Here is a 13557-nt window from a genome sequence, read left to right as displayed (position 1 = left end):
GATACTGTGACGGCATGCCCGACTACCACGATGATCTGCGCCTCGCCCATGTACTCGCGGACGCCGCCGACGCGGCGACCATGGACCGGTTCAAGGCTCTCGACCTGAAGGTGGAGACCAAGCCGGACATGACCCCGGTGAGCGAGGCCGACAAGGCCGCCGAGGAGCTGATCCGCGGCCATCTGCACCGGGCCCGCCCGCGCGACGCGATCCTGGGCGAGGAGTACGGGGTCGAGGGCACCGGGCCCCGGCGCTGGGTGATCGACCCGATCGACGGCACCAAGAACTACGTCCGCGGCGTGCCGGTCTGGGCCACGCTGATCGCGCTGATGGAGGCCGGCGAGCAGGGCTTCCAGCCGGTGGTCGGGGTGGTCTCCGCGCCCGCGCTGAACCGGCGCTGGTGGGCGGCGAAGGGGGCCGGCGCGTACACCGGGCGCAGCCTCACCTCCGCGACCCGGCTGGCGGTGTCGAAGGTGGAGACCGTCGCGGACTCCTCGTTCGCGTTCTCCTCGCTGAGCGGCTGGGAGGAGCAGGGCCGCCTGGACGGCTTCCTGGACCTGACGCGGGCCTGCTGGCGGACCCGGGGGTACGGCGACTTCTGGCCCTACATGATGGTCGCGGAGGGGTCCGTGGACATCTGCGCGGAGCCGGAGCTGTCGCTCTGGGACATGGCGGCGAACGCGATCATCGTCCAGGAGGCGGGCGGCCGGTTCACCGACCTGGAAGGCACCGACGGGCCCGGCGGCGCCAACGGGGCCGCGTCGAACGGTCTGCTCCACGACGAGCTGCTGGGCTATCTCAACCAGCGCTACTGACACTTCCGCCGGTCACCGGGCGCCCCGGGGACGCCGTGCGCGCTTGCGCACTCCCCCGGCGCGCGCCGGGTCTCCCCTTGTCGGCCCGCCCCAAGGGTGCCACTCTGAGAGTCCCCCCACTTGTGAACTTGTGAATCGACTCACAGAGTCGGCGCTCCGAGGAGGTGGCTCGTTCCATGCTCGTCCGTGACGCCATGAGCACGGTGGTCCTCACCATCGGCCCCGATCACACGCTCCGCCAGGCCGCCCGGCTGATGTCGGCCCGCCATATCGGGGCCGCCGTCGTCCACGACCCGGACACCTGCGGGCTCGGGATCATCACCGAGCGCGACATCCTCGACGCGGTCGGCTCCGGCCAGGACCCCGACCTGGAGACCGCCTCCGCCCACACCACCACCGACGTGGTGTTCGCCGCCCCGGCCTGGACCCTGGAGGAGGCCGCGGAAGCCATGGCACACGGCGGGTTCCGGCATCTGATCGTGCTGGACGGCGCCGGCCCGGTGGGCATCGTGTCGGTCCGCGACATCATCCGCTGCTGGGCGCCCACCCGTCGCCGTACGGTGGCGGCGGCCGGTCCGGCGTAGGAGAGCCCGGTGGGCCGGACCCCCGTGAGGGGAGCCGGCCCACCGTCGACGGCAAGCGTCGGGTCAGCCGCGAAGGGCCTGGACCGCGGCTTCCAGCCGCTTGCCGAAGTCACCGTCCGCCTGGCGGAAGTTGTTGATCGCGCGCTCGGCGATCTCGTCGCGCGAGACCTTGGCGATGAACCCGGAGAGGTTCTCGATCAGCCGGGCCTTCTCGTCCTCCGACATCAGCCGGTAGAGGTCGCCCGCCTGCACGAAGTCGTCGTCCTCGGCGTGGCCGGGGGTCTCGGTGGTGCCGGTGGTGCCGGTGACCGGGAGCGGCTGCCAGAGCGGGCGGTCGGTCTGGAAGGGTCCGCCGAAGCTGTTCGGCTCGTAGTTCTTGGCGCCCTTGTGCCGGCCGTCATAGAGGAAGCCGTCCCGGCTGTTGGTGCGCGCCTCGGTCGCGTGCGGGCGGTTCACCGGCAGGTGGTCGGCGTTGATGCCGACCCGGTAGCGGTGGGCGTCGCCGTACGCGAAAAGGCGGCCCTGGAGCATCTTGTCCGGGGACGGGCCGATGCCCGGCACGAAGTGCGCGGGGCTGAAGATCGACTGCTCGACCTCGGCGAAGATGTTCTCCGGGTTGCGGTTCAGCTCCAGCTTGCCGATCTCGATCGGCGGGTAGTCCGCGTGCGGCCACACCTTGGTGAGGTCGAACGGGTTGAAGCGGTAGGTCGCCGCGTCCGCCGCGGGCATGATCTGGACCTGCACCGTCCAGGACGGGAAGTCGCCGCGCTCGATCGCCTCGCGCAGATCGCGCTGGTGGCTGTCGGGGTCCTCGCCGGCGAGCTTGTTGGCCTCCGTCTGGGTGAGGTTCTCGACGCCCTGGTCGGTCTTGAAGTGGTACTTGACCCAGAAGACCTCGCCGGCCTCGTTGTTCCACTGGAAGGTGTGCGAGCCGTACCCGTTCATGTGGCGCAGGGTCGCCGGGATGCCGCGGTCGCCGAAGAGCCAGGTCACCTGGTGCGTCGACTCGGGCGAGAGGCCCCAGAAGTCCCAGACGTTGTCCGCCTCCTGCGAGCCGGTGTACGGGTCGCGCTTCTGGGTGTGGATGAAGTCGGGGAACTTGATGGCGTCCCTGATGAAGAAGACCGGGGTGTTGTTGCCGACGAGGTCGTAGTTGCCCTCCTCGGTGTAGAACTTCAGCGCGAAGCCGCGCGGGTCGCGAACGGCGTCGGCGGCGCCGAGGTTGCCCGCGACGGTGGAGAAGCGCAGGAACGTCTCGGTCTCCTTGCCGACCTCGGAGAGGAACTTCGCCCGGGTCCACCGCGTCAGGTCGCGGGTCACGGTGAAGGTGCCGTACGCGCCGGCGCCGCGGGCGTGCACGACGCGCTCCGGGATGCGCTCCCGGTTGAAGTGGGCGAGCTTCTCCAGCAGCGCCTGGTCCTGGACGAGGACCGGACCGCCGACGCCCGCGGTCTCGCTGTTCTGGTTGTCGGCGACCGGCGCCCCGGCCTCGGTGGTGAGCGGTCCCTGCGTCACGTGCGCCTCCTGCGTCGCGTTCCTGCACAGCGTTCTGTTCTCTGTACAGCCCTGTCCCTTGGCTAATGCCGATCTCGATCCTACAATGGACATTGTCTAAGTCAAGTGAACATCCAAAGTCGCACCCGATCGGGACTCGGTCCCCCCACTGTTAGGCTGGGCTCCATGAGCGACCTGCTGGAACGACTCCGTGGACGCGGCTGGCGCATGACGGCGCAGCGGCGTGTCGTGGCCGAGGTCCTCGACGGGGACCATGTGCACCTGACTGCCGACGAGGTCCACGCGAGGGCCGTCGGCAAGCTGCCCGAGATCTCGCGCGCCACCGTCTACAACACCCTGGGCGAGATGGTCTCCCTCGGCGAGGTGCTGGAGGTCTCCACCGACCGCCGGGCGAAGCGGTACGACCCGAACGCGCACCGCCCGCACCACCACCTGATCTGCGGACAGTGCGGTGCCATCCGTGATGTGCACCCGGCGGGCGACCCGCTGGCCGACCTGTCCGCCGAGGAGCGGTACGGCTTCACGGTCTCCGGCGTCGAGGTGACCTACCGGGGGCTCTGTCCGAGCTGCGCCGAGACCCCTTGATGACGTGACGCGCGCCGGGCCCGCCTGTTCGACAGGCGGGCCCGTTCTGCTGCGCGCCTCTCTCCGGCCCGCTCCTCGGGCGCTCCCCCGCATGACGGAGGCCCGCAGCACGACGAAGGCCCGGATCTCTGGTCGAGATCCGGGCCTTCGTCTTCAGTAGCGGGGACAGGATTTGAACCTGCGACCTCTGGGTTATGAGCCCAGCGAGCTACCGAGCTGCTCCACCCCGCGTCGGTGAATGCAACATTACGTCAGCGAGTCGGGCTGCGCAAATTCCTTCACGCCGACCCCGAGGCCGGGGGGGTGGAGGGCCGTGGGCTGAGGGCTGAGCCGCGGGCCCGGGGGCTCCCCCGGGCGTTACGCGGTCAGCTCCTGGTGCAGGGCGTCGCGCAGCCGGGCCGCGCGCTCGGCCACCTCGGCCGGGCCCAGCTCCACGGCCCGCGCGCACCAGCGCTGCCCCTCGGTCAGCTCGCCCCGGCGGGCGGCGAGGAGCGCCAGGCGCAGCGCGGCCCGCCCGTGCCCGGCGTTGGCGGCGCGGCTCCACCAGAGGGCGGCCTCGCGCTCGCTGCCCTCGCGGGCCAGGAGCAGCCCCAGGTTGAAGGCGCCGTTGCGGCTGCCCGCCTCGGCGGCCTCCCGGTACCAGTGGGCGGCGCTCTCCACGTCCCCGCGGGCGGCGGCGAGCATGCCGACCCGGACCTGGGCGCGGCGGTGGCCCTGCTGGGCGGCCCGCTCGTACCACTCCTCGCACTCCGTCTTGGCCGGCATCGGCTCGCCCAGCGCGGGCGGGCCCGGCGGCGGCTGGCGGGCGTCGAGCACCCCGGCCAGCCGGAACGCCGCCTCGGCGCTGCCGCCGCCCGCGGCGCAGCGCAGATGGCGCTCGGCCTCCTGGTCCTCGCCGTCGCGCAGCAGGGCCATGCCGACCTGGAGGGCCGCGTCGGTGTGCCCGGCCGCCGCCGCGCGCTCGTACCAGCCCAGCGCCGTCCGGTCCTCGTCGCGTCCGGCGTGCAGGATGCCGAGGTTGAAGGCGGCGTCCACGCTGCCCGCCTCGGCCGCCTTGGAGAACCAGGGCTCGGCGCCGGTGTGGTCCCCGGCCTGGAGGAGCAGGACGGCGAGCGCGTTGGCGGCCTCGCGGTGGCCCGCGTAGGCGGCGCGGCGGTACCACTGCTCGGCCTGCGGGATGCGGTCCTGGGCGGCGCAGAGCAGCCCGAGGTTGTACGCCCCGTTCACGTCACCGGCGTCCATGGCCGCGCGGTACCACCGCTCGGCGGTCTGCTGCTCACCGCGTGCCGCGTGCAGGGCGCCCAGCGCGTTGGCCGCGTTGCCGTCGCCGTCCTGGGCGGCGCGCAGCCACCAGACGGCGGCGCTCTCCTCGTCGCCCGCGTCGCGCAGCAGGAAGCCGAGCGCGCAGGCGGCACGGGCCTCGCCCTCCTTGGCGGCGGTGAGGTACCAGCGGCCCGCCTCCTTCAGCTCGCCGCGCTGCTCCAGGATCGCGCCGAGGTGGAGGGCGGCGCGGCGGTGGCCCCGGGCGGCGGCGCGGCGGTACCACTGCTCGGCCTCTCCGATGCGGCCCGCCGCGGGTCCGGCCACGGGGCCGTCGCCGCCCTTGGTGCCGATAGCCCCCGGGACGGTCGCGCGGGTGCCAGTCGTGCTCGTCGGTCCGGTGCTCGCCGCGGCCGTCGTCGGGGCCGCGGGCGTGGCGGGGCCACCGGGCAGGGCGGGGCCCGGAGCCGCCCGGGGGGTGCCGGCCGCCGCCCGGCCCAGGCCGAAGGCGTCGTGCGGGTCCTCGACGGCGTTGCGCTCCAGGGTGCGGGCCAGCCGGTAGGCGGCCTCCCGGTGGCCCTGCTCGGCGGCGGCGCGCAGCCAGCGCTCGGCGCCGATGTCGCCCCGGTGCTCCAGGAGGTCGGCGAGCGCGTAGGCGCCCAGCGCGTGGCCCTGCTCGGCGGACTGGCGCAGCCAGTACTCGGCGCCGGGCTCGTCCCCCCGCTCGCGGAAGTGGCGGCCGAGGGCGTGCGCCGCGGCGGCCGAACCGGCCACGGCGGCCACCCGCCACCAGCCTGCGGCCTCGTCCGGGTAACCCCGCTGGTGGAGCAGGACACCCAGGTTGTTGGCGGCGGCCCGGTCTCCGTCGGCGGTGGCGGCGCGGAGGTAGGTCTCGGCGCCGTCCAGGTCACCGCGGCGGAGCAGCAGGGCACCCAGCACGCTCATGGACGCGGTGTCCCCGGCCTCGGCCGCCCGGCGGTGGCGGGCCTCCGCCTCGGCGCTGTCCGCCGCGTCGACGGCGTCCGTGGTGTCCTCGTCCGGTGCGGGCACGGCCGGGCTGGTCGCGCCCGGGCTGGTCACGCCCGTGACGGCGGCGGTGTGCATGGCATCCGCGTCCACATGTCCCACCGTCCTGGTGGTCTCGTCCGCTCCGGCCGCCCCGGCGATGACGGCGGCGAAGGCCGCGTCTGCCACCTCGTCCGTCTCCTGGCCGCGCCTCTGCACAAACCGCCCTGTCTCCAACAGAGTTGCCCTGTCCCCCATAAATACCATCGTCGCACCACCTGTAACCCGCGTACACCTGGTATATCGCGGCCAGTGAGGTCACTTCAGCGTTTTGTCGACATGCCCACAGAGAGACAAGTCAAACACGTCGGAACCCAACTGGTGCCCAGCGAACCGCACTTCACGCCCATGGAACGGATACGGCACGACGACATGACGAAGGCCCGGATCCCAAGGGATCCGGGCCTTCGTCATGGAGTAGCGGGGACAGGATTTGAACCTGCGACCTCTGGGTTATGAGCCCAGCGAGCTACCGAGCTGCTCCACCCCGCGTCGTTGTGTTCAAACCGTATCACGACGCGGGGTGGGGCTTTCTCAGGTGCCCTGGTCGCCGCCGCTGTCCTCCGGCTTCGCCGCCTCGCCCTCGGGCTTCTTGGCGGCCTCGCCCTCATCGGGCTTCTTGGCCGCTTCGGCCCCGTCCTTCTCCGGGGCGTCCGCCTTCTCGCCCTCGGACCCGCCCGCGGGCTGGGCCTTGGCCGCCCGCTCCAGGGCTTCCTGGAGGGCGTCCTGCGCCTTGCCGTAGGCCGGCCAGTCCTGCTCCTTCAGCGCCGTCTCACCGTCCTCGTACGCCTTCTGGGCGTCCGCGATGGCCTTCTTCAGCGCCTCGGTGCCGGTGGCCGGGGGCTTGGTGGTGTCACCCGGCGGCTCACTCGGGTCAGGGGTCTGATCCGCGTCGCCGTCGACCCCGAAGACCGCGTTGAGCGCGTCTCCCAGGTTGTTCTCGAAGACGATCTTCGAGCCGAACGAGGCCGCCACCTTGCGCAGCAGCGGGTAGTTCTGGTTGCCACCGCGCGTGTAGACGGGCTCGATGTAGAGGAAGCCGCCTTCGAGCGGGACCGTCAGCAGGTTGCCGTAGTCGATGTCGGAGTCCGTGCCCTTGAGGTTCCTCACGAACTCGGCGACATCGTCGTTACCGTTCAGCTCACTCTGTACCTGGCCCGGGCCCTTCACCGTGGAGGTGACCCGGAGCAGTCTCATCGTGCCGTAGTCCTTGCTGGCCGCGTCCGCGTTCACCGCCATGAAGGCGCCGAGGTTCGGGCGCCCCCTCGGGGTGAACGTGGTGGTCAGCGAGAACGCCTGCTGCTCCTGGCCCGGCATCTTCATGGACAGGTAGTACGGCGGGACGGAACCCGACTCCTTGGTGGTCGGGTCGGCCGGCACCTGCCACGCGTCGGAGCCGCTGTAGAACTGCGCGGGGTCCTCGACGTGGTAGCGGGTCAGCAGCTCGCGCTGGACCTTGAAGAGGTCCTGCGGGTAGCGCAGGTGGTCCATGAGCGACTGCGGGATCTTCGAACGGGCCTCCACCGTGCCCGGGAACGCCTTGCGCCAGGTCTTGAGGACCGGGTCCTTGGTGTCCCACTCGTAGAGCTTGACCTTGCCGTCGTACGCGTCGACGGTGGCCTTCACCGAGTTGCGGATGTAGTTGACCTGGTTCTGCTGGGCGACGACCGCGCGCTGGTTGGTGGTCAGCGAGTCGGCCGTGGTGTCGCCGAGCGTCGTCCGGGACGCGTACGGATAGCCGTTGGTCGTGGTGTAGGCGTCCACGATCCACTGGATCCGGCCGTCGACGACCGCCGGATAGGCGTCGCCGTCGATCGTCAGCCAGGGGGCGACGGCCTCGACACGCTCCTTGGGCGTGCGGTTGTACAGGATCCGCGAGCCCTCACCGATGGCTCCCGAATACAGGATCTGCGGCTCGCTGAAGGAGACCGCGTACGCCGCGCGGTTGAAGGTGTTGGAGAGGCTGACGCCGCTGTCGCCCTTGTAGCTGGTGGTCTTCTCGCCGTCCTCCTCGTAGTCCAGCTCCTTCTGGGGGCCGCCGACGATGGAGTACTGCTCGGTCTTCTCGCCGTAGTAGATCCGCTGCTCGTACTCCCCGAACTCACCGGTGGACGGCAGACCGGACTCGGTGAAGTCCGGGGAGCCCGTGGGGTTCTTGCCGGTGGTGGTGCCCCGGGCCGCGATGGCGCCGTAGCCGTGGGTGTACGTGAAGTGGTCGTTGATCCAGTTCCGCTTGGGCAGGCCCTGGATGTTCAGCTCACGCAGACCGATGACCGTGTCCTGCTCCTTGCCGTCCTCGCCCTTGTAGCGGTCGACGTCGAGCGTCTTGGGGAACTGGTAGTAGTTCCTCCGCTGCTGGAGCTGCTGGAAGGCCGGGGAGACCACGTTGGGGTCCATCACGCGGTAGCTGGCGGCCGTGTTGGCGGCGGCACGCAGCTTGGCGTCGTCGGTCGTGGTGGCCTGGCCGGAGTAGTCCTCCATCTGCGCCTTGTCGATGTCGTACGCATCGCGGGTGGCGTCGATGTTCTTCTGGATGAAGGGGGCTTCCTTGGCCTGCTCGTTCGGCTGGACCTGGAACTTCTGCACGATCGCCGGGTAGAGCCCGCCGATCAGGATCGCCGAGAGCACCATCAGGCCGAAGCCGATGACCGGGAGCTGCCAGGTGCGGCGCCACAGCGTCGCGAAGAAGAGCACGGCGCAGATCACGGCGATGCAGAACAGGATGGTCTTCGCCGGGAGGTAGGCGTTGGCGTCGACGTACCGCAGACCCGTCCAGTTCTCGGCGGCCTTGAAGTCACTGGACTTCACCGCGAGACCGTACCGGTCGAGCCAGTAGGCCACGGCCTTCAGCGAGACGAAGATGCCGAGCAGCACCGAGAGATGACCCGTGGCCGCACCGGTGGCGCGGGCGCCGGGGCTGGTGATGCGCAGCCCGCCGTACAGGTAGTGGGTCAGGGCGGCGGCGATCAGCGACAGCACGGTCGCCGCGAAGCCGAAGCCCAGCAGGAAGCGGTAGAACGGCAGGTCGAAGGCGTAGAAGGCGACGTCCAGCTGGAACTGTGGGTCCTTCGTGCCGAACGGCACCCCGTTGACGTACATCAGCCAGGTGCGCCACTGACCGGAGGCGGAGGCCCCGGCGATCAGTCCGACGAGCGCGGTGACGGCGAGCAGCACCCACTTCTTGAAGGGGGCGACACTCATCCGGTAGCGGTCGAGGCTCTGCTGCTCCAGCGACATCGCGCTCAGCGGCGGCCGGAGCCGGTGTGCGAGCCAGATGTTCACACCGATGGCCAGGGCCATCAGCAGTCCGAAGACGAGGAACAGCCCGATCTTGGTCCACAGGGTGGTGGTGAAGACGGAGGAGTACTTGACCGACCGGTACCAGAGCCAGTCCGTCCAGAACCCGGCGAACATCACGAAGGCCATGGCGAGAACCGCCAGGACCCCCAGGGTCATGAGCAGGGTGCGGACGCGCCGGGACGGGCGGCCGACACTGATCCGTGGCCCCGTGGGGCCTCCGCCGCGGTCCGGCATCTGGAAAGCCAACGTGCGCACCTCGAAGTTCGCGGTCGTCTGGAGCGGGGCCCGGCGGTCGCAGAGCCCACCTATGCAACTTACTGAAGCTTTACCTAGTTCCCGATACCGGGGCCGAAGGAGGCAGGATATTGCCCATGCCCAACGTTTCCCCCGCAGGACCCCCGATGGCCGCGAGCCCGCTCACCGTCGCCGTCCTCGAAATCGACGCCTATGCCTCCACTCTCGGCTGGGACCAGCCCGCCCGGCTGTTCGCCCTGGTCGACACCGCCCGGCTGCGGGCCCAGGAGCCCGGTCTGGCCAGCCAGCTCGGGCTGGACGACACCTCCGCCCCGGCCGCCTCCCTTACTCCGATCGAGCAGGAGGAGCTGCCCGCCGGCAAGGCGCTGGACGAGTTCCTCGGCACCATCGCCTGGCCCGACGCCGTGGCCGGCTGCGCCATGACCGTGGAGCGGCTGATGCTGCCGCCGTCCGCGGAGGCCTCCGTTCCGGATGGGCTCAGCGACAAGCAGCTCACCCAGTGGGTGGCCAGGCACCCGGACCGGCAGGAGGTGCGGATGACCGTGGCCGTGCTGCGGGACGGGGCGCGCGAGTCCGCCGTACGGCTGCGCGAGAAGGACTCCCCCACCGAGGTGCTGACCGGTGCCGGGCTGGTGCCGGGCCTGGCCGAGGCCCTCGCGGCGACGTTCGAGTCCTGACGGCCCGTCGCGCTTCCGCCCCGCCCGGCCACGAGGACCGGGCGGGGCCTGGACGGGACGGTGCGTGCCGGCCCGAACGGGGTCGGTCCGTGCCGACGCACAGGAGTCGGTCCGTGCCGGGTGCGCGGGAGCCCGTCCGTGCCAGGCGCGCAGGAGCCCGTCCATGCCGGGCGCGCGGGAGCCGGTCCGTGCCGGATCCGGCAGGACGGCCCGTGCCGCGTCCGGCGGGGCGGCCCGCCGGACCGAGCTGTCAGCTCGTGGAGCAGCTCGGCAGTCCGTCGGTCTTCCCGGCGCTGATCCGCTCCAGCGACTTCCGGGCGTCGTCGAGGGACTTGACCCGGACGAGGGTCAGCCCGTCCGGGATGTCCGCGGCGGCCGCGGCGCAGTTCTCGTCGGGGGTGAGGAAGTAGCGGGCGCCCGCGTCGCGGGCCCCGACCAGCTTCATGGTGATCCCGCCGATCGGCCCGACCTTGCCCGCGTCGTCGATGGTTCCGGTCCCGGCGACGAACCTGCCACCGGTCAGATCGCCCGGGGTGAGTTTGTCGATGATGCCCAGGGAGAACATCAGCCCGGCGCTGGGGCCGCCGACGTCCGCGAGCTTGATGTCGATCTCGAACGGGAAGGTGTGGTCCGTCCCGGCCCTGATGCCGACGACGGCCCGGTCCTTGCCGCCCTTCTCCGCGGCGGGCGCCTTCTCCGTGGTGATGGTGATCTTCCGGCTGCCCTCGGGGGCCCGGCCGGCCTTCTCGGCGGCGGTGGCCTCCTTGGCCGGGACGATGGTGAAGGTGACGTCCTCGCCGGGCTGGTGCTTGGTGACCAGCTCGGCCACGTCGCCGGGCTCCTCGACCGGGGTGCCGTCGACGGCCTGGATCACGTCGCCCGCGTGCAGCTTGCCCTCGGACGGGCTGTCCTTGACCACGGTGGAGACCACGACCTGGGTGGCGACCGGGATGTTCAGCTCCTTCAGGGCGGCGACCTTGGCGCTCTCCTGGGACTGGCTGAACTCCTCGGCGTTCTCCTGGGTCGACTGCTCCTCGGTCTTGCCGTCCGGGTAGAGCGTGTCGTGCGGGACGACGACGCTGTCGTGGGCCAGCCAGCCCCAGACGGCCTGGCCCAGGTTCATGCGGTAGTCGGCGCCGGTGACCCGGACCGTCGTCATGTTGAGGTGCCCGGAGGTCGGGTAGGTCTTGCGGCCGACGATCCGCAGGACCGGTTCGCCACGTGCCTCGCCCAGCGTGTTCACCGTCGGTCCGGGAGACATCTCCGAGTACGGCACTTTGATCAGCAGGCCTGCGCAGAACAGCGCGATGAGGATGAGGGTGGAGGCGAGCATCGTCGCGGTGCGGCGTGGCATGGAACGACAGTACGGGAAGGGCCCGTAGGTCCACCGTCGGGGCCGGTCCGTCCGTGGAGTGGCCGGAGCGCGGCGGACCGGTGGTCACGCGGCTTCGACGGCCTCAGAGTGCTCCGGAACCGGAGTGCGACTTCTCCATCGCGTCGCGGAATCTGGCGTACCCGGCGAGTTCGGTGACATCGCCGGTCGTGCGGTTGCGAGCGGCCCAGCTCGCCCATATCGCACCACCGACAGCAGCGAAAAGTGGAATCAACAGCCAAGCGAGTGCCGCCATCACGACCTCCCTACCCCATGAGCGACCGAGTGATCGATCTGCAGATTAACGATCCGGAAGACCAACGCTCACGGCAGGGGTGCGGTTACGCAAATCGGGGCTGATGCGCCCCGGTCCGGTTTGCGCTCAGCAGGCGCCGACCCACTCCTCCGTACCGTCGGAGAAACGCTGGTGCTTCCAGATCGGAACCTCGTGCTTGAGGTCGTCGATGAGCTTGCGGCAGGCGGCGAAGGCCTCCGCGCGGTGCGGGCAGGCGACGGCGACGACCACCGCCAGATCGCCCACCTCCAGTTCACCCACCCGGTGGACGGCGGCGAGGCCGCGGACCGGGAAGTCGGCGACGACCTTCTCCGCCACTCGGCGCAGCTCGTCCTCGGCGGAGGGGTGGCAGGAGTAGCCGAGCGCGCCGACGTCCTGACCGCCGTCGTGGTTGCGCACGGTGCCGACGAAGAGGGCGATGCCGCCCGCGGCGTCGTCCCCGACGGCACGGAAGACCTCGTCGACGGAGAGCGCGCTCTCCCGGATCGCCAGCAGCCGGATGGGATCCGCGGCCGCCTGCTCGCCGGGGTGGTCCTGGGTACGTGCCATGCCTCCATCGTGCCGTACGGCACCGACAACACGGAATTGCCTGTTCGACCGGCGGACACCCGGCCGCGTTGGAGCCTCCTACAGGAGGCCGGGGACGCCTTCGGCACAGGCCGTGTGTCAGATGCGGCGGCGGGCCTTGCGGGCGCGGCGGACGAGGGCGGCGGTGCCCAGCAGCGCGACGGTGGCCCCGGCGGCCGTGGCGGAGACGGCGGTGGCGTCCTTGCGGCCGAGCCGGCGTCCGGCGACCGTGTGGCGTCCCTCGACCTCCTCCAGGAGCGCGCCGAGCACCTCCTCGTTGGTCCACTTCGGCCGCCACCCGGCGTCGTGCAGCCGGCTCACGCTGACCACCCAGGGGTGCATCGTGTACGCGAGGTCTCCGGCCGGGGACGGGGTGAGCCCGATGCGGTGCAGCCGGGCGGCCGCCCCCAGGGCGACGGCGGAGGGCAGCTCCATCCGGCGCACCCCGCTCAGCTCCTCGACCTCCTCCTGTTCGAGCCAGCCGTCGCAGCCCACCGCGAACTCCCCGTCGATCCTCCCCAGGGCCGCGTACTCCAGGGCCGTCACCAGGTCGTCGACGTGGCAGAACTGCCAGGTGGGGCGGGAACCGGCGACCACCAGGAGACGCGGTGACTCGAAGTAGCGGGTCAGGGCGGTGTCGGTGCCGCCGACCAGGACGGTGGGGCGGACGACGGTGACGTTGAGCCCGGGGTGGGCGCGGGGCGCGCGGCGGCCGAGCCGTTCGATCTCCAGGAGGTCACCGACGCCGGTGGCCTCGGCGGTGGCTCGCAGCTCGGCGTCCTCGGAGAGCGGCACGTCGTTGTCGGCGAGCGCCCCGTAGACCATCGCCGAGGTGCACAGCACGACCCGGTGGACCCCGGCGGCGGCCGCGGCGGTGAGCACGGTCTGGGTGCCCCGCACGTTGTACGCGGTACGGGCGGCGGAGTCGGTCTCCAGGTCGAGGTCGAGCGCCAGGTGGACGACGACGTCCGCGCCGCGCAGCTTCTCGGCGATGGCCGGGTCACGGACGTCCAGGATGTGCCAGGTCGCCTCGGAGACCTCGCCGCGCCGCTCGTCGATCGCGATGACCCGCTTGATCTCGTCGGACGCGGCGAGGTGGGCGGTCAGCAGCTCACCGACGCCGGTCGCGGCACCGGTGACCGCGACGACGGGGCCCCGGCTCCGGGGGCGTTTCTTCTCGGGCGTGCTCTCGGGCGAGGGGTCGGTCAGGTTTCGCGCTGCGCGAACCTGTGGATCTGGGGAACTCACCGGGCGTCTCCAGCGGTTG

At 71.3% G+C, this 13557-nt stretch carries 10 protein-coding genes and 2 tRNA genes; 4 read left to right on the top strand and 8 right to left on the bottom strand.

What is annotated here, in order from left to right; translation table 11 throughout:
- The first annotated feature begins 14 nt into the window (after window positions 1–14).
- Entirely contained in the window at window positions 15–815 is an 801-nt protein-coding gene (gene hisN / locus ACQ9ZG_RS23295; protein ID WP_018489115.1) for a histidinol-phosphatase, read from the top strand.
- Window positions 816–991: 176 nt separating this feature from the next.
- On the top strand, window positions 992–1399 hold the full coding sequence (locus ACQ9ZG_RS23290; RefSeq protein WP_109916644.1) for a CBS domain-containing protein: 408 nt from the start codon (window positions 992–994) through the stop codon (window positions 1397–1399).
- Window positions 1400–1462: 63 nt separating this feature from the next.
- On the opposite strand, the gene ACQ9ZG_RS23285 is transcribed toward ACQ9ZG_RS23290, so the two are convergent.
- Complete coding sequence (locus ACQ9ZG_RS23285; RefSeq protein WP_109916645.1) at window positions 1463–2914, bottom strand: catalase; 1452 nt, start codon at window positions 2912–2914, stop codon at window positions 1463–1465.
- Between the two features lie 165 nt (window positions 2915–3079).
- Between ACQ9ZG_RS23285 and ACQ9ZG_RS23280 the strand changes: the two genes are divergently transcribed.
- On the top strand, window positions 3080–3499 hold the full coding sequence (locus ACQ9ZG_RS23280) for a Fur family transcriptional regulator (protein ID WP_109916646.1): 420 nt from the start codon (window positions 3080–3082) through the stop codon (window positions 3497–3499).
- 157 nt (window positions 3500–3656) lie between these two features.
- On the opposite strand, the gene ACQ9ZG_RS23275 is transcribed toward ACQ9ZG_RS23280, so the two are convergent.
- The 4 genes from ACQ9ZG_RS23275 to ACQ9ZG_RS23260 all read right to left on the bottom strand — a co-directional run bounded on the left by ACQ9ZG_RS23275 (window position 3657) and on the right by ACQ9ZG_RS23260 (window position 9358).
- Window positions 3657–3730, bottom strand: a tRNA-Met gene (locus ACQ9ZG_RS23275).
- A gap of 126 nt (window positions 3731–3856) precedes the next feature.
- A complete protein-coding gene (locus ACQ9ZG_RS23270) occupies window positions 3857–6031 on the bottom strand; it encodes a tetratricopeptide repeat protein (protein WP_499281195.1) in 2175 nt (724 codons plus the stop codon).
- Between the two features lie 211 nt (window positions 6032–6242).
- Window positions 6243–6316: transfer RNA gene (locus ACQ9ZG_RS23265), tRNA-Met, on the bottom strand.
- 42 nt (window positions 6317–6358) lie between these two features.
- Window positions 6359–9358 carry a UPF0182 family membrane protein gene (locus ACQ9ZG_RS23260; RefSeq protein WP_084992358.1) on the bottom strand — a complete coding sequence of 1000 codons (3000 nt, stop codon included), beginning with the start codon at window positions 9356–9358 and terminating at the stop codon, window positions 6359–6361.
- 137 nt (window positions 9359–9495) lie between these two features.
- On the opposite strand from ACQ9ZG_RS23260, the gene ACQ9ZG_RS23255 reads away from it, so the two are divergent.
- Window positions 9496–10056 (top strand): PPA1309 family protein, encoded by a 561-nt coding sequence (locus ACQ9ZG_RS23255; RefSeq protein ID WP_232790308.1) that lies wholly within the window; start codon window positions 9496–9498, stop codon window positions 10054–10056.
- Between the two features lie 250 nt (window positions 10057–10306).
- On the opposite strand, the gene ACQ9ZG_RS23250 is transcribed toward ACQ9ZG_RS23255, so the two are convergent.
- The 3 genes from ACQ9ZG_RS23250 to ACQ9ZG_RS23240 all read right to left on the bottom strand — a co-directional run bounded on the left by ACQ9ZG_RS23250 (window position 10307) and on the right by ACQ9ZG_RS23240 (window position 13538).
- Window positions 10307–11410, bottom strand: a complete 1104-nt coding sequence (locus ACQ9ZG_RS23250; protein ID WP_109914010.1) for a YlbL family protein — start codon at window positions 11408–11410, stop codon at window positions 10307–10309.
- Between the two features lie 400 nt (window positions 11411–11810).
- The gene (locus tag ACQ9ZG_RS23245) at window positions 11811–12272 is read right to left on the bottom strand and encodes a molybdenum cofactor biosynthesis protein MoaE (RefSeq protein ID WP_019765113.1); all 462 of its coding nucleotides are present in this window, start codon (window positions 12270–12272) and stop codon (window positions 11811–11813) included.
- A gap of 117 nt (window positions 12273–12389) precedes the next feature.
- Entirely contained in the window at window positions 12390–13538 is a 1149-nt protein-coding gene (locus ACQ9ZG_RS23240) for an SDR family oxidoreductase (protein ID WP_018489124.1), read from the bottom strand.
- Between the last annotated feature and the right edge of the window lie 19 nt (window positions 13539–13557).

Source organism: Streptomyces araujoniae (assembly GCF_050871195.1).
Lineage (GTDB): Bacteria > Actinomycetota > Actinomycetes > Streptomycetales > Streptomycetaceae > Streptomyces > Streptomyces bacillaris.
The sequence above is the reverse complement of the archived record's forward strand: the minus strand, read 5'-3'. Positions and strand labels throughout refer to the sequence as shown.